Raw genomic sequence first — 17,180 nt, 5'->3', positions numbered from 1 at the left:
GAGACAAATAATGGAACCTATTGCAGTAACAATATTGACTGGCTTTTTAGGATCGGGAAAAACAACGCTTTTACGCCATATGCTCAATGAGGAGCATGGCTATAAAATTGCGGTGATTGAAAATGAATTTGGTGAAGTGCCTATCGATGATGAAATTATTGGTGATAGAGCAACACAAATAAAAACACTCACCAATGGTTGTATCTGTTGTAGTAAATCGAATGAGCTTGAAGATACTTTGCTCGATCTCTGCGATAGTCTTGATCGTGGTGACATTGTGTTTGATCGCCTAGTGATTGAGTGTACTGGGATGGCTGATCCGGGGCCTATCACACAAACATTTTTTTCTCATGAAGTGATCTGCCAACGCTATTTATTAGATGGCATTATTACACTGGTTGATACAATCCATGCTCAGCAACAATTAGATCAATTTGCTATTGCTCAATCTCAAATTGGTTATGCGGATCGCATTCTATTAACTAAAACAGATATTCAGCCCGCGAGCCAACAATTACTTGCTCGTTTAAGACGTATTAATGCTAGAGCGCCTACCTATACGGTGATCAATGGGAACATTGATTTAGCACTATTATTTAACGTAAAAGGCTTTATGTTGAATGATACTTTAGAGGTCAAGCAACCCCTGTTTCGTTTTCAGCCGGAAAAACAAGATGATATTCAGTCTATTGTACTAAATTTTGATTATCCCGTTGAGTTACAAGCAGTCTCTGATGTTATGGAGTCTTTGTTATTGAGCTTTGCTGATAACTTATTACGTTATAAGGGGATATTAAATATTAAAGATAGTCCTAACCGATTGTTATTCCAAGGAGTGCAACGATTATATAGCGCTGATTGGGATAGACCTTGGCAAGAGAATGAAACTCGTCAAAGCACCTTAGTCTTTATTGGTATTCATCTGCCAGAAGAAGAAATAAAAGCCAGTTTCGATGCGTTAATGCATAACACTAAAGAATATGAGTAATAGCGATTGTTTGAGAAAAGTGTTTGTTGGTAGTGATGTAATAGCAGTAAGTAGTAAGTAGTAAGTAGTAAGCAGTAAATAGCAGTAACGAATATTAATCATGCTCCTGGACTTGAGGAGGATCCTGTTCCTAGGATCTTATGTTTCACCCCATAATAACCATTATGGGGTGTTTTTTTTATACTAATTAGCCGTTAGCAACAGCTTTATATTCCATAATTTCAATAATTTGTACATCAGTATGTTGCATTGCTCGACTAGCTAATGCACAAAGATTCTCGATCGTCATATCAACATCATGAGTGACAATGCCGTCATTACCAGTCACGCAGGTATCATCTAGCGCCATTAATACCGCTTTATAAGCGGCACTTGCTCCTGTCGACACTTTCATCGCACAACTGTTAGAGGCACCATCACAAATCACGCCACTAATATCGCCAATCATACTACTAATTGCCATTGCCATGGGTTCATAGCGTTCTTCCATTAACCACGCAATAGCACCAGCAGCTCCCATTGATGCGGTTGTTGCGGCACATAGTGCGGAAAGTGCCGGGAATTTGTGGTGAATATAAATGGCTAATAAATGTGAAAGCATTAATGCTCTTGCCATTTTTTCTTCATTAACCTGTAAATATTCAGCAACCACCACAACAGGCATTGTAGCTGCAATACCTTGATTTCCTGAACCTGAGTTACTCATTGCGGGGAGTACGGCACCGCCCATACGTGCATCAGAAGCCGCTGAAGTGCGGATCATAATTTCAGAAAGCAGATCTTTAGCTAACAAGCCACGTTGTTGCTGGCGTTGTAAGGTTTGACCAATATGCAAACCGTAAGTATTGTTCAAGCCTTCTTTTGATAATGCGTCATTTAATTGCGCCGATTGCAAAATAAAAGAAATTTCTTCTACAGGAGCTTGAGTAATAAACTGATAGATTTCTCGTGTGTTAGTGTTGGTTAAGGCTTGCTTAATTTGGCAAGGTGAGGCCGTTTGTTCAGATTGTGATGATAATTTATCAAGCACCACCTGACCATTATGGATAATTTTAACAATATTAGTATGATCACCTGCAATAATGACGGTGGCACTGTTTTCACCATCTTCAACGGTAACCTCAGAGTAAAGCACCTCTTGGCAGGCTTTTTTTATTGATACGGAAACAATGCCTGAATTTAATAGATTTTTACTCAACTCAACTTGTTCTGGTGTGGCATTTTTTAATACTTCTAGACCTGCTTCACTATCTCCAGCAACAGCTCCTAAACTAGCCGCAATAGATAATCCCACCATACCCGTGCCCGGTACAGTCACTCCCATTCCGTTTTTCATTAAGTTAGGAGAAACCTCTGCGCTAATACGGGTGATATTATGTTGCAGATAACGAGCTGCAGTGGCAGCAGCTAATGCAAGTGAAATGGGTTCGGTACAACCTAAAGCTGGCTTCACTTGTTGCTTAACAGCTTCAATTAATATTTTCCAGTAGGAAGATAATTGTTCTTTCATTGCATTATGTCCAATAAATAGTTTAATAATTCAAGGCGTTATATTGTAATTTTGATGCTTTGATCATACTGAATCTATTGGAGAAAATGTTTTCTGAATTTCCTAAGCGGGTGTAAATTTTGAGAAAAAAATACTATTTACAGATATTAAATTAGTAATATTTTATCTTGGATAAGTGTGGATTATTGAAGAATTTGATGTAGCAGTAATAGTATCAAATCGAACAAAATAATTTCTTTAATGATAGTTGATGATTATAAATAAAAAACAATAGAATGAATGACTCATTCTATTGTTAGTATAATATCATACTTAATGTGGGCTAACTCAGAATAGTTAAATAAATGACCAACCAGTGATGATGATAGCATCACTTACACTCATTATTTAACATAGTGAATATTATGACTTTTTGCAGCTTTGGTATAAGAATAATCTGAGGTTTTTTTATAAATATATTTATCTATTTGCATGATGTAGATAATAGTAAAATAATAATTAAAATATTCTTTACTATTTTTTATTTAAAATGATTAACAATAAAATAGTTACTATTAATTTTTAGATGGTGAATATTTGTAAATTGCCTGAAGCAAATAAATGCTTCAGGCGAGTTACTTAATAATAAAATATAGCAATAATGGCGCAGTGGAAAACAAAACCAACCATAAGAGGAATAGCGGTTCTTTTTACCACATCAAAGGGTTGCAATTTAGCTCCACTGGAAACCGCAATGATCACGCCTGCCACAGGAGACATGCCGCGTCCCATATGTGATGCCTGTTGCATAGGTAAAATCATTGCAATGGGATTAACCCCCATGCTATGGGCAATTTGTGGAATAAGTTCAACGAATGCAAGGAAAGGTGCATTACCTGAGCCCATAATAATTGCGGCAGCCAATGTCACGATAGCGAACACTAATGCCATTGCAAATGGTGGTAGACCAACAGATTCCGCCATAACGATCAGGCTGTCTATTGCACCACTGACTTTAATACCATGAGCAAAAACACCCGCTGCGACTAATAGCCCAACAACATTACTAAATGCAGAACCCATACCCTTTAGAAAATGTTGGAAGCCTGCACACACTGATTTAAAATCACGTAAGCGTAATGTTTCAATCAGCATACAAATTGCCATTGAAATTAATACAATAGTGACGACATCAAGGTGAATACCTTCAACAAATAGGCTTGATGAACTTACTGCCATAATAATAGGTAACATTGGCAGTAAGGCATAAAAGCCGGGGATATTTTTATCACTTTTGGCTTCTTCTGCTATTTTTCCTAATTGGGGTACAAAGCCCGCTTTGCGATCACAATGGCGTTGCCAGAAGATATGGGTAATACCAACAGCCAATACAGTTGCAATCGCCGCAGGCCCTTGGTAGTAAAGCACATACTCAACCACGCCTAAGTCAACCGCTTTTGCACCTCGAATAGCATCAATCGCTGTTGGCGTGTAAGCAACGCCTAATGAAGTTGCAATGACACCGGCAGCAGATGCTGGAGATAAACCTAGTCCTATCATAATGGGGAACATGGTACCCATTAGTAGAACGGCCAATCCTGTGGCTGACGGAATAGCAAGTTGCAAAATACTCGCGAGTAAAAAAGAGAAAAATAACAACACATAAGGTGAGCGCATATTTTTCAATGGGCGAGTTGCAACACGTACAACAGCTTCATTAGCACCAATATGATCCATATAATGGGCGAATCCCATGAGTGCCATGATCATCAGACCTAAATCTGCAGCACGACTACTAAAGAGATCACGCATAACCTCAAAGGGATCTAGCCAGCTAATACCGGTTGTTTTGACATTTTTAGGCAGAATATCTCCCCAACCAAATATCATTGTTAGTGCCATTAAGATTAAACCAGCAACTAACAAAACCGGCTCGGCTTTATATCCTTTTAAGATCATTCTAGCGACAATAATAACGACAATAAAGACCGCAAGAATTTGGATCATGCTTTAGCTCCGGGTGCAAAACGTTCTGCGGTGATCTTAACGACAGATTTCAATACATCGCTGGCAGCATAAAGCGATTTAACGGGAAGATATTCATAAATAGAGTGGAAATTGTGCGCCCCAGTAAAGATATTAGGGCAAGGTAATCCTTTTTGCGATAATGCTGCTCCATCATAGCCACCCCGCATAGGGATTGGACGAGGGGTAATACCATTGGCTTTATAAGCATCAATAGCAATATCGATAGGATATCGATTTTCACCTTGTAGACTATTAAAGACATTTGCATAACGATCGGCTTGCTTACAAACAACAGTCCCTTCACCCCATAACGCTTCACATTGCTCTGAAAGTTGTTTTAAAAATGCCATACGATGGGCGTAGCCTGCTTCTGTGAAATCACGCACATCCATTTTTAATACAGTACGTGCGCTATTACCCGCCAGTTGTTTTACCCAATAATAACCTTCACGACCTTCGGTATATTCCGGTGCTTCACCACCCGGTAACATCGCAATAAATTTATGAGCCATTAACAGTGAATTTTTTAATTTACCTTTTGCTGACATCGGGTGTGCTGAGGTTCCGATAAAGGTTATTTCAACATCACCGGCATTCCAATTTTCATATACAAGTTCACCAATACCACAACAATCTAAGGTATAAGCAAAGTCTGCGCCGAATTCTGTTACATCAAAGGCTTTTGCACCACGTAAACCTTGCTCTTCATCGGGTACAAAACCAATTTTAACTGTACCGTGTTTGACTTCTGGATGTTGTTTAAAATATTGCAACATATCCATAATAGAGGCGATAGCCGCTTTGTCGTCAGCGCCTAATAAGCTAGTACCATCTGTTACGATGATATCGTCACCAATATAGTTTTCTAATTCAGGGAATTCACTTTGACGTAAAAAAATCTCAAGTTCTTTGTTTAAGCAAAGGTCGCCACCTTTATAAGGTAAAATTTGTGCTTTAGTATCATTAGTTTGTTCTGCACTGGTATCTAAGTGACCAAAGAAAGCCACGGTAGGAACCTCATAATCAAGGTTAGAAGGTAGTGTCGCGGTAACAATGGCGGTATCGCGAATTTTGATATCTTCAACACCTAACGCCTTTAACTCTTCGACTAATTGTAAAGCGAGGACTCGCTGACCTTCCGATGAAGGCATAATCCCCGCTGCGCCATTTTCTCTATTTGTTGTAGTATTCACCTTGGTGTAAGAAATAAACCGATCAACAATGTTCATGATTAGACTCCGTTGTGTTTTTTGTATTTTATTTAATAAAATTCTGTTGTCTCATTATTGAGAATGAACAACAGTTACTTTTATCACAAAAAAAGCATTAAATAATTATAAAAAAATAATTTTTTTTACAAGAAAATTTTAATGTTAATCAATGTTTAATTTTTGTTTTTTCATTATTAAAAAACTGTTTTTAATTATGAAAATATTTTAAAGTATAATTATTTTTAGAAAAAACAAAAATAAGTTTTTTCTAGTGTAATCTATTGATTTTTTTAGTGGTTTTTGATGTTTAAAATTATTTATGAAGATAGTAGTGAGTAATTAACTAAAAATTAATTACTTATTGATAGAATTTAGTGAAAGTATAATATTTAATTCTGCTAAATCTATTAGGGAGCAGATATGCAAATTTCAAAAAATGTTAAAAATATTTTATCATCGCTAAAAAGCATTAATAATGAGAGTTATAAATTTAATACAAAATTGAAATCAGCTATATTAAGTTGTTATAATACAATATCCTCTTTTATAAAACCATTTTTTCATAAAACTTCAAATAATTCAGAATTTAAAGTTCATATTTCTAATATTGAAAATATGAAAAAGAATGAAAATCTACAATTAGATAATAAAGTAATAAACACCCCTCACTCAATGAAAGATGATAATGCTAAATTTGGAGATTTATCTGAAGTACACAAAAAGTTTAAAGTTGATGAAATAATGAATTTAATCATTAATGATATTATCTCTGTTTTAGAAGAAAAACCTACATTAGAGAAAAAAGAAGTTCTGCAATTTAAGAAAAATTTAAAACTTCACTCTAAAAGTATTTTATCATCTACTAAAGAATCATCTTTAACTGAGATTAAAAATAATTTTTTAGCATCAATCATCGATAGTATATTAAAGTCAGACGATAAAATAAAATATGAATTTGGGAATATTAATACTTATGAATATTTTTTATCAAATAGTATAAATGAGACGATTAGTCGTTCACTGGCTAAAGATAAAAATCTTGTAAAAAAGGGTGATAAATAAAATGGTAAGTATGAATTATAAAGCTTAAATAAATTTAAAAACATTAATGAATAATGTAGCAAGTTAACTTATTTATAGCCAGTTTCTCAAGGCCTAATCATATTATTAGGCCTTGAAAGAGCATCAAATATCTAAGCGCTTAGCTTGCCATTTACGAGAGCGCCAACGCCATGCATTCGTTAAGCCTCGTAGCCACTCATCGCAAAGAAAACCTATCCAAATCCCAATTAACCCCATTTCCATTTTTATACCAAGGAAATAGCCAACAGGAATAGCAATACCCCACATAAAGCAAACAGCAGTAATGAGTGGAAATTTAGCATCTCCGGCTGCACGTAACGCATTAACCATAACAATATTAAATGTACGCCCCGGTTCTAAAAAGACCGATAAAATAAATAAAGGTAACAGTTGGTCGATAATGCGTTGATCTTCGGTGATAGAATACAAAATAGGATCACGCATAAACCAATAAATAATCACCACACCAATAGTAAATAGCACACCTGCTTTTAGGCTTTTAAAACCCCGTGTAAATGCTTCATCAAATCGTTTTGCTCCCACTAAATGACCGACTAATATTTCATTACCAATGCTAATCGCAATGCCAAATAACATTAAGAATAATGACAGTTGGAAATAGAGTGTTTGTGCGGCAAGAGGAACTTCTCCCATTAATCCTATAAAGGCAGAGGCGGTCATATAATGTAGAATCCACACTAGGTTTTCACCTGCAGCAGGTAAACCAATATGTAGAATTTTAGCTAACATATTTTTAGACCAAATCACTAATAGTCTTATATCGAATTTAATTCTTAATCCATAGAATAAAAGACCACATAATAAGACAACGGCAATAATACGACCGACAACCGTTGACCATGCAACACCCACTAAACCGTATTGTGGAAGCCCAAAGAAACCATATAGTACAATCATATTGCCGATAACAGTGACAATATTGGCAATTAACGTCACATACATCGCCGCTTTCGATTTACCATAAACCCGCAAACAGGCTGCTAAGATAATTGAAATTGCTTCAGGAATAAGACAAATACCCAAAATATGGAGATAGTTATAGCCATCTTGTACTAAATGCTCTGGCGTATTCATTACATTTAGAATGTTGTAGCCAAAAAAGAGAATAATAATGGCGCTACTAAAGCCCAGCAAAAAGTTAAAGGCGATAGAAATATGAATAGCTTGACTGGCTTTATCGCGCTTACCGGCGCCTAAATATTGAGCAATAACAACGCTACATCCCACGCTAATAAAGTTAAATATGGTGATAAAAAGATCAAAAACTTGGTTACCTACGCCCATTGCAGCTAAATAGGCAGTAGAGACATGACTTATCATGTAAGTGTTAATCAATAGCGTGGCAAGATGAAGAAAAATATCAATAAAAATAGGCCAGCTAAGGGAAAAAAGTGAGCGATCCGCTACATCAGATTGATGCATTGAAAACCTTCTTAAAAACGAGTGAAATAGTGTTGTAAATATAAACAGAGGAAAGTGGAGCGATTTTACATGCTTTATGAATAAGGGAATAGCTAAATTGATGAACCAGTAGCAAAAAAACTTTTTATATGGTTTATTCGTTGATTATTAAACATTATTATCATTCAATAATGATTAACAACGAGAACAGGGAAATAAATGAATACTAAAATAAAAGTCGCTATTGTGGGCTATGGCAATATTGGGCGCTTTGCACTAGATGCAGTACTTGCAGCACCTGATTTTGAGTTAGTGGGGGTGGTTCGCCGTGATAGTCAAAATATTCCAGATGAACTGCGAAATATAACAGTAACAAATGATATTAAAAGCTTAGGTAAGGTGGATGTTGCTTTATTATGTTCACCAACGAGAGCCATTAAAGATTTGGCTAAATCGATATTGAGCTTAGGTATTAATACCGTTGATAGTTTTGATGTCCACAGTGATATCGTTGCATTAAAAACAGAACTGGATGAGGTAGCGAAAAAGCATAACCGTGTTGCAGTGATTTCAGCGGGTTGGGATCCGGGTTCAGACTCTATTATTCGTACCTTAATGTTAGCTATGGCACCTAAAGGTATTACCTACACTAATTTTGGTCCCGGTATGAGTATGGGGCATAGTGTTGCCGCTAAAGCTATTGATGGTGTAAGAGATGCACTATCAATGACTATTCCATTAGGTACTGGTGTTCATCGGCGTATGGTTTATGTTGAATTAGAAACGGGTGCTAACTTTGCACAGGTTGAGCAAGCCATTAAGGCCGACAGCTATTTCTCATCTGATGAAACACATATTAAACAAGTTGATAGTGTTGATAGCTTAAAAGATGTTGGTCACGGAGTACAAATGACCCATAAAGGGGTGTCAGGTAAAACACACAATCAATTATTTGAATATGCTATGCATATTAATAATCCAGCATTAACATCTCAATTTATGGTTTCTGCAGCCAGAGCAAGTATGAAACAACAAGCGGGTGCCTATACTGTGATTGAAATTCCCCCCGTTGATTTTTTAGCAGGGGATTTAAATACATTAATCGCAAAACTGGTGTAATCAGTTAGGCTTCTTGCAAATAAAATATTGCCCACATGATGTGGGCAATAGGATCAACGCTTAGGCAAACTTGATGATTTGAGATTAGCGTTTAATATTTTTAAACTCTTTTGTTGTTGCAGTTAAAGCGACTTCTGTTGGTAAACGTTCCATTGAACTTGCGCCATAAAAACCATGGCAATCAGGACAGTTATCAAGGATATATTGCGCATCTTTTGGTGTTGCTATAGGGCCACCATGACAAAGTACAATTACGTCAGAACGTACGGATTTTGCTGCTTTTGCCCAATCGTTAATAAGGGCGACACAATCATCTAAAGTAACGGCTGTTTCTGCACCAATATTGCCACCCGTGGTTAAACCCATATGAGGAACAATAATATCTGCACCGGCTTGTGTCATTGCAATGGCATCTTCACGACTAAAAACATAAGGTGTTGTGAGTAAGCCTTTTTCATGTGCTTTGTGGATCATCTCTACTTCAAGAGCATAACCCATACCTGTTTCTTCTAGGTTAGCGCGGAAGTTACCATCAATTAAACCAACGGTTGGGAAGTTTTGTACGCCAGCAAAACCGATGGCTTTAACGTCATCTAAAAACTTATCAAAATTGCAGAATGGATCTGTACCATTAACCCCGGCAAGCACAGGTGTCTGTTTTACAACAGGCAATACTTCTTTTGCCATATCCATAACAATTTCATTGGCATTGCCATAGGCTAATAATCCTGCCAGAGAGCCACGACCCGCCATACGATAACGACCTGAATTATAGATAACAATCAGATCGATACCGCCAGCTTCTTCGCATTTTGCGGAAAGACCTGTTCCCGCACCGCCACCAATAATAGGCTCTTTACGTGCGATCATGTCATTAAATTTTTTGAGTAATACTTCACGTGAATAAGTCATACTTCTTTCTCCGTGGTTAGCAAATAAGTTCCTGGTGTAAATCATAAACTTGCTGATTAAATTCAGCAGAATTTATGTGGTAAGGACTGATGACTAATTGACGAGTCTCGGTCTCTTTAAATGTTGTTATAAATGCATCAAAAAATGCTTGGTTTGCTTGAGGATCCCAGAATGGCCCCCCTTCAATATCTAAAGCAGAAAAACCGCCCTGTGGAAAAATAAACGTCAGTGGGCCTTCACACTGATTCAATTTTTCAGCGATCCAGATCCCCATTTGACGATTTTCCCTTGGTGTTGTACGCATTAAGGTGACTTGCGAATTATGGTGATAGAAATGACGATCTTTATATTTCTCAGGTACGGTAGCAGGGCGACCAAAGTTCACCATATCCAACGCGCCACAAGAGACGATACAAGGTGTTTTAGTGCGGGCGATGGCACCAAAACGATCTTCATCACAAGCAAGGACACCCTCAAATAAATAATCACATACTTCGGTTGTTGTTAGATCAAGAACACTATGAAGTAAGTGGCTGTCTATCAGTTTTTCCATGGCTTTACCGCCACTCCCTGTCGCATGGAAAACTAAACAGTCATAATTATTTTCAAGTTTTTTAGTTAGTTGTTGAATACAAGGCGTAGTTACACCAAACATCGTTAATGCAACAGCCGGTTTATCAACACTATTTTCTTCTTGGTAAAAATAAACAGCGCCGGCAATTTGGTTGGCCGCATTTCTCAATACCTTACGAGAGATACGGTTTAAGCCGGATACATCTGTTACGGAGTACATCATTGAAATATCGCTAGCGCCGATATATCCGGAGATATCACCGGAAGCCATAGTCGATACCATCAATTTAGGTACACCAATGGGCAAAGATTGCATTGCTGGTGTAATCAATGCCGTTCCCCCTGAACCGCCTAATCCTAAAATAGCGAGGACATCGTCACAGTGGGTTAAATAACGTTCAAAAGCGACGGACATTGCTGCGATAGCTTTCCCGCGGTCACCGCAAAACACGGCGTTTTTTCCATCAGGATGGTAACTAGCAACTTGTGCAGCTGTGACGTCGGCTTCTCTTTCTAATGCTGTAGGTTTGGTTGTCAAATCTACGGTTTTGACAGGAAGGCCTGCTTTCTTTATTAATTCACTGACATAAAAAATTTCAGCGCTTTTAGTATCAAGCGTAGTCGCAATATAAATGAAGCCAGCATACTGTTTCATAAGCCTTCCCTTACCTTTTATGATTATTGACGTGTAGATTATAATCACAATGAGACTTGAGTTTCATTTATAATAGCATTATTTTGAGACACATGTCTCATTATTTTTATTTTTTCTCTTTTAAATGTCGCTTAGGTAGACTCAATCGCCTAAAGTAAACTTTAATCGTATTAAGAATAGTTCTTAAAATCAGTATAGTAGCCACGAAAAGTGGAGTAATAGCGAAGGAATTTTTATGAGTTTTAGTCGTAATGAAATAGATACAATGTCAGGTACTCGAAAAAGAACCTACCAATTATTGGTGACAACGGCATTGCAACTTTTTGAACAAGGGATGTTACCTACCGTATCAGAGCTTGCAGCACATGCTGGTGTTTCAAGGGCAACGGCGTATCGCTATTTTCCCACTCAAAGTGATTTAATTAGTGCTACTGTTGATGCAAGTTTAGCACCGATCATTGCATGGCAGCCCACTCCAGAAGATAATACACAACAGCGCATTACTGCGTTGCTCAATCTTGCTTATCCACAAATGTTTAAACATGAAGGGGCGTTGCGTGGCGCATTGCAGGTTTCATTACAGCAGTGGGCTAAAGAGCGACAATCAAGCGAATATACAGAAAAACGATTTATTCGTGGTCATCGTAAAGAGATCTTACTTAAAGTCATCGAACCATTAAAAGCGCATTATCCGCAAGAAATGTGGGATAAAGTGATAAAAGCTTTCTCACTTATTTATGGTTCTGAAGTTTTTTTGGTAATGAAAGATATCTGGAAAATGGATGATCAGCAGGTCATTGATATGACCCAATGGATGGCTAAAGCTATTTTAAATCAGGCAAAGTCAGATTTTCCGATAGATAACGATTAATTATTTGAATAAATCGGTTAAAATTGTATAAATCATTTACGTTTTAGCTATTGTAGGATCGTTATGTCACACAAAACTGCAGACCAAGAGTGGCTGGTAGAACAACTAAAATATATTGCACAGGGCATTGGTAAAACATTATCGCCTTTTTGTGAAGTTGTACTTCATGATCTGACCGATAGTGAAAATACCATTATGGTGATTGAAAATAATCTATCAGGTCGAAAAGTGGGGGATAGAGCAACTGAGCTAGGTATGGCAAGGATTGAATCGTCTGATTTTCCACAAATTGTTGCAAACTATCCTAATCAGTTTCCTGATGGTAGAACAGCTAAAAGTACATCGATTGGTATTAAAGATAAACAAGGCAATTATGTTGCTGCTTTATGTTTAAATATTGATATATCGATGATTAAAGGTTTACAAATGGTATTAAATCAATTTTCGACTCTTGAAGAGGGAAATCATATCATTGAAACTTTTAGCTCAGTAACAGAAGATTCGTTGAAAAAACGTATTGATGAATTTTCTGCAACTTATTCAGTGACACCAAGAGCATTGAAACCGCATCAACGACGCGAATTGCTATTGTGTTTACAGGATGAAGGTTATCTTTCACTTCGCAAAGCAATGGAGATTACTGCGCAATACCTCGGTGTTTCAAGAGCAACAGTGTATAACGATTTAAAAGAATGATTAAACGATAAGTTATTTTTTAAATTACAGCGGAATACAAATCATTAAACTAAAAAAAGATATCATTTTTGATATCTTTTTTTATTTCTATTTTAAATTAAATGTGATTTTTATTGTAAATGATTAATTAATTACTACTGTGTTATTTTTGTAAGTATAAATTGATAAAAAGAATAAAATAAACAGTTAATTTATTAATGTAAGGGCAATAAAATGAATAGAGTTAATGATGTAGGTGTATTTAATAAGGGAATAGAGTTATCTACTAAGAAAGATTATTTAGGATCATGTTATGTAACTTTTGCAAAGAAAATAGAGGATATTTCTAATACAACGGCTAAGCCCAGTTTTATAAAAAAAGTTATTCATATGATGGAACGATTTACAATGTTTTTTGCAATTAGCCAAACCGGTAGAATGGGAATAAGTAATAGAGATGGGAATTTAAATAGATATAATGAAACACGTACTAATTTAGAGAATAAGGTGAAAGATTTAAAGTGTAAGATTGATGAGTTTAATAATAAACTAACAAAAAAAGATAATGTAGATAGGGAAAAAGCTGAGATAGCTACAATTACAGCTGAATATCATAACCTAAACCATTTTCTCTCTTTAATAGAGAATGAAAATTCAAGTTTTAAAGATAGATATAGTTTTTTCAATTATTTAAATGAGTTGCAACGAGCGGAGAATTTTTGCCGAAGTTCATCAAATAGAAATTATAATCATCTGGCGGATGAATTTGAGAATATTATTAAGGAAAGAGTTGAAAGAATAAAAAAAGAAGATGTTATAAAAATATTTAATGAAGTGTTGATAAGATATGATAATGAAACTCGATTTAAAAATAGCAATGAAAGAATACTAGCTAATTTTTCAAGTAATAAGGAGAAAGAAAAATTTCTGTCTAAAATAAATTTTCTAGTCTGTGTTTCAAAATATAATCTTCCTCTTATGGTAGAGGTAGAGAATCTTAAAGAAGAATTTCCAGTAAAGTTACGGAAAATAATGAATGTAATTCTTTATGAAGAAAGTATAATGAGTGAAATTCTTAATAAAGCGAATATTGATTGCGTATATAGCTATTCACTTAATAAAGTGCAAAATATTTGGATTGAAGAATATATAAATAAGTTTTATGGTGGTGAAGAAATAATAATGGATAAAAGTACAGATGATAATGTCGCTTATTTTGTGGGGGATTTTGAGTGGGATAGTTTTGATGGAATTAATAATACTAATAATGACAATATGAATTCTAAACGTAATCTTTCTGAAGTAAGTGAAATTATTCAGGAAAAATTAAATAAATATGTTAAAGGCGATGAAATATCTGATTTAACTTCTATTCTGGAAAAAATAGAACTAGATAAATTAGGAGGAAAAGAAATATATACTTTAATTTCTATTCTGAAAGAGATAGAACGAGGTAAATTAGGAGATAACGAAATATATACTTTAATTTCTATTCTGAAAGAGATAGAACTAGATAAATTAGAATGGAAAGAAATATATACTTTAATTTCTATTCTGAAAGGGATGGAACTAGATAAATTAGAATGGAACGAAATATATAATTTAATTTCTATTCTGAAAGGGATGGAACTAGGTAAATTAGAATCGAAAGAAATATATACTTTAATTTCTATTCTGAAAGAGATAGAACTAGGTCAATTAGGATTGAAAGAAATATATACTTTAATTCCTATTCTGAAAGGGTTAGAACTAGGTAAATTAGAATCGAACGAAATATATACTTTAATTCCTCTTCTGAAAGAGATAGAACGAGGTAAATTAAGAGGGAAAGGAATATATAATTTAATTTATATTCAGGATGAAAAAGAACTAGATAAATTAGAAAAAGAGGAAAAACAAGCTTCAGTTTCTCTTGTGGAAGAACTAGATAAATTAGAAAAAGAGGAAAAACAAGCTTCAGTTTCTCTTGTGGAAGAACTAGGTGAATATGTCGTTGAAATGGTAAATGACAACTATGTGTCTTCACTTTTATAAGAAAAATAAATATTTTATAGTGTAAAATATTTATAATACTTTGTTTAAATAATATTTTTTGTCACTAATCGGATAATTTTCTAAGGTGCCAAAAACTTCAAATCCCTGCTTTTGATAAAAAGGCAGGGCTTGAAAGCTAAAAGTATCCACCTCAGCATATTTGGCACCTTTCTTTTTAGCTGTATTCTCCATTGCTTGCAGTAATTCTGTACCAATATTGTTACCACGATAGGCCTTATCAACCCATAGATAACGAATACGTAGCCAATTACCTAATATATCACCAGTGATCCCACCTATTTTTTTACCATTTTTCTCTTTAAAAACGGCTAAGGGCGTATATTGCTCCATCTGAATATACTGAAGGTTATGTGTTAATAAGCCTTCATAAATTTCGTTGATTTCATTCGTCGTCGGGGCGGTAGTAATTTTTAATGACATAATTAGCTCTTAATATTAATAAAAATAATATTTAAATTATCATTATTTGTTTATTAAATATTTATACCAGTGATAGGATTAATACCATAATTAAAAAAACTGGATAACACAACATGTCATTTTTAAAAAAACTACCGGGAATTCTGTTTTGTGCACTAATTGGTGGGTTATTAACATTATCTGGTCTACCGATGGCGTTGATGTTTGGGCCAATCGTCGTGGTTATTATTGCTTATCGTTTTAAATGGCGGCTCTCTGTTCCTAAGCATACACTGACTTTTATCCAACTGACCTTAGGCACCTCTGTTGGATTGATGTTTAATCAAGTACATTTAGGGAGTGCGGATAATTTAGTGCTTCTTTTGATTATCCTCGTTATTTGTTTAGCCATTCAATTTGTTGTCAGTTTCTTATGGTTTCATCGTCATATTGGTTGGACAAAAGAAGAGGCTATGTTAGGCGCTGTACCTGGCGCGATGGCGGCTATTCTTGCTTTAACAGATCATACCAAAACACCACCACAAAAAATTGTTATTTCTCATACTATTCGTTTAATCGTATTGATTATTATGGCTGGATTTATTGTTGGCTCAGATAAAGCAACTCTTACGGAGTTTACATTACCTGAAATGACACTGTTGTCATCGATGTGGTTATTATTAATTGTCGCGTTAGGGCTAGTATCTGGGCTTTTATTACAGAGAATTCATTTTCCAGCACCGTTTATGTTGACATCATTAGGCAGTGCAATATTGGTACAATCTTTTGTCAGTGAGCCGATTGCTTTTCCAATGCTATTAAATGAACTCAGCATGGTGTTAATTGGGATGAATATTGGCGCACATTTTGTGGTTTTTCCTTTTGCTTCGTTAATTAAAAATGCTTTTTCCTCTGTGCAGGTGGTCATTATCAACGTTATTTTAACGGTGATCGTTGCATTGAGCGCGGCTTATTTAACAGGGGTGCCTTGGACAACGTTAGTATTAGCTTGGGCACCGGGAAGTATGGAAGCAATGACATTTGCCGCGATCACTATGAATGTCGATGCGGCTTTTGTGATGTCGAATCATATATTGCGTATGTTGATCATTCAAAGTATTCCTTCTATTGCCTTGTTTTACAGTGAACGAAAGCAGAAAAGAAAACGTGAGTAAAATAGCAATAACAGTAAGATATCGACAGATATAATAAATTGAAAAGCCACTGTATCAGTTTGATAGAGTGGCTTTTTTATACAATTAATAGTTTAGTAAGCTAAGTGATTTTTGGGCTAGTAGTTGACATTTTTTGTTATGAGCAATTTGTATATTTTTTAAATCCTGATAACTATCTTCATTAAGCTTGCTCATTGGGAGCATTGAATAATTAGAGACATCCCACTGCTGAGATTGTGAAAAAATAATCAGCGCTCGTTCTATTTTTTGTTTTGAGATCTGCTCATAACCACAATCATTATTTAAAAACAGGTATACCGCGGTTAAATCAGCTAAGTCTTCTGCTTGAGTATAAGTGAGTGCTTTTGCACTAGAAGAAAAAAGCGTGGCAAAAGAAAGAATAACAGTGCAGAACAAAGCGAACATTTTTTTCATTAGTGGTGACATTCCTATATGTGATGATTTCACAAGATTTGTTATTTGACTTAATTAAGTTAAAAGTTTTGCAAAGACCCGTTGCTTTGT

15 protein-coding genes are annotated in these 17,180 nt (G+C 35.4%); 7 read left to right on the top strand and 8 right to left on the bottom strand.

Going from position 1 to position 17,180, the window contains the following annotated elements; translation table 11 throughout:
- Positions 1–10: 10 nt before the first annotated feature.
- Positions 11–988, top strand: coding sequence for a GTPase (gene yjiA / locus AACV01_RS00935; protein ID WP_046335242.1), 978 nt, complete (start codon positions 11–13; stop codon positions 986–988).
- A gap of 187 nt (positions 989–1,175) precedes the next feature.
- On the opposite strand, the gene AACV01_RS00930 is transcribed toward yjiA, so the two are convergent.
- The 3 genes from AACV01_RS00930 to pepT form a co-directional block, all read right to left on the bottom strand.
- Positions 1,176–2,498, bottom strand: a complete 1,323-nt coding sequence (locus tag AACV01_RS00930; RefSeq protein ID WP_049220198.1) for an L-cysteine desulfidase family protein — start codon at positions 2,496–2,498, stop codon at positions 1,176–1,178.
- Positions 2,499–3,116: 618 nt separating this feature from the next.
- Positions 3,117–4,484, bottom strand: a complete 1,368-nt coding sequence (gene dcuC, locus AACV01_RS00925) for a C4-dicarboxylate transporter DcuC (RefSeq protein ID WP_161682309.1) — start codon at positions 4,482–4,484, stop codon at positions 3,117–3,119.
- On the bottom strand, positions 4,481–5,734 hold the full coding sequence (pepT, locus tag AACV01_RS00920; RefSeq protein ID WP_004245053.1) for a peptidase T: 1,254 nt from the start codon (positions 5,732–5,734) through the stop codon (positions 4,481–4,483). The genes dcuC and pepT overlap by 4 nt, the downstream gene beginning before the upstream one ends.
- A gap of 402 nt (positions 5,735–6,136) precedes the next feature.
- Here pepT and AACV01_RS00915 point away from each other — a divergent pair, with 402 nt between their 5' ends.
- A complete protein-coding gene (locus AACV01_RS00915; RefSeq protein WP_161682307.1) occupies positions 6,137–6,778 on the top strand; it encodes a hypothetical protein in 642 nt (213 codons plus the stop codon).
- A gap of 123 nt (positions 6,779–6,901) precedes the next feature.
- Here AACV01_RS00915 and AACV01_RS00910 read toward each other — a convergent pair whose 3' ends face one another.
- The gene (locus AACV01_RS00910) at positions 6,902–8,242 is read right to left on the bottom strand and encodes an MATE family efflux transporter (protein ID WP_020945223.1); all 1,341 of its coding nucleotides are present in this window, start codon (positions 8,240–8,242) and stop codon (positions 6,902–6,904) included.
- A 198-nt stretch (positions 8,243–8,440) separates the two neighbouring features.
- On the opposite strand from AACV01_RS00910, the gene AACV01_RS00905 reads away from it, so the two are divergent.
- Entirely contained in the window at positions 8,441–9,340 is a 900-nt protein-coding gene (locus AACV01_RS00905) for a diaminopimelate dehydrogenase (protein ID WP_004245049.1), read from the top strand.
- 84 nt (positions 9,341–9,424) lie between these two features.
- Here AACV01_RS00905 and AACV01_RS00900 read toward each other — a convergent pair whose 3' ends face one another.
- Complete coding sequence (locus tag AACV01_RS00900; RefSeq protein ID WP_004252534.1) at positions 9,425–10,252, bottom strand: phosphoenolpyruvate hydrolase family protein; 828 nt, start codon at positions 10,250–10,252, stop codon at positions 9,425–9,427.
- 16 nt (positions 10,253–10,268) lie between these two features.
- Positions 10,269–11,480 carry a Tm-1-like ATP-binding domain-containing protein gene (locus tag AACV01_RS00895; RefSeq protein WP_004247258.1) on the bottom strand — a complete coding sequence of 404 codons (1,212 nt, stop codon included), beginning with the start codon at positions 11,478–11,480 and terminating at the stop codon, positions 10,269–10,271.
- 235 nt (positions 11,481–11,715) lie between these two features.
- Here AACV01_RS00895 and AACV01_RS00890 point away from each other — a divergent pair, with 235 nt between their 5' ends.
- The 3 genes from AACV01_RS00890 (at position 11,716) to AACV01_RS00880 (ending at position 15,060) form a co-directional block, all read left to right on the top strand.
- Positions 11,716–12,351 (top strand): TetR/AcrR family transcriptional regulator, encoded by a 636-nt coding sequence (locus AACV01_RS00890; RefSeq protein WP_004247259.1) that lies wholly within the window; start codon positions 11,716–11,718, stop codon positions 12,349–12,351.
- Between the two features lie 63 nt (positions 12,352–12,414).
- On the top strand, positions 12,415–13,047 hold the full coding sequence (locus tag AACV01_RS00885; RefSeq protein WP_004245045.1) for a helix-turn-helix transcriptional regulator: 633 nt from the start codon (positions 12,415–12,417) through the stop codon (positions 13,045–13,047).
- 213 nt (positions 13,048–13,260) lie between these two features.
- Positions 13,261–15,060 (top strand): hypothetical protein, encoded by a 1,800-nt coding sequence (locus AACV01_RS00880; RefSeq protein WP_161682305.1) that lies wholly within the window; start codon positions 13,261–13,263, stop codon positions 15,058–15,060.
- Positions 15,061–15,090: 30 nt separating this feature from the next.
- Here the strand turns inward: AACV01_RS00880 and AACV01_RS00875 are convergent, their stop codons facing one another.
- The gene (locus AACV01_RS00875) at positions 15,091–15,501 is read right to left on the bottom strand and encodes a GNAT family N-acetyltransferase (RefSeq protein WP_046334638.1); all 411 of its coding nucleotides are present in this window, start codon (positions 15,499–15,501) and stop codon (positions 15,091–15,093) included.
- A gap of 113 nt (positions 15,502–15,614) precedes the next feature.
- Between AACV01_RS00875 and AACV01_RS00870 the strand changes: the two genes are divergently transcribed.
- Positions 15,615–16,655 (top strand): AbrB family transcriptional regulator, encoded by a 1,041-nt coding sequence (locus AACV01_RS00870; RefSeq protein ID WP_161682303.1) that lies wholly within the window; start codon positions 15,615–15,617, stop codon positions 16,653–16,655.
- An 84-nt stretch (positions 16,656–16,739) separates the two neighbouring features.
- Here the strand turns inward: AACV01_RS00870 and AACV01_RS00865 are convergent, their stop codons facing one another.
- Complete coding sequence (locus tag AACV01_RS00865; RefSeq protein ID WP_004247264.1) at positions 16,740–17,090, bottom strand: YacC family pilotin-like protein; 351 nt, start codon at positions 17,088–17,090, stop codon at positions 16,740–16,742.
- Positions 17,091–17,180: the final 90 nt, after the last annotated feature.

It is taken from the genome of Proteus sp. G2609, from assembly GCF_963896135.1.
Taxonomy (GTDB): domain Bacteria; phylum Pseudomonadota; class Gammaproteobacteria; order Enterobacterales; family Enterobacteriaceae; genus Proteus; species Proteus mirabilis.
This window is presented reverse-complemented; position numbering and strand designations above follow the sequence as displayed.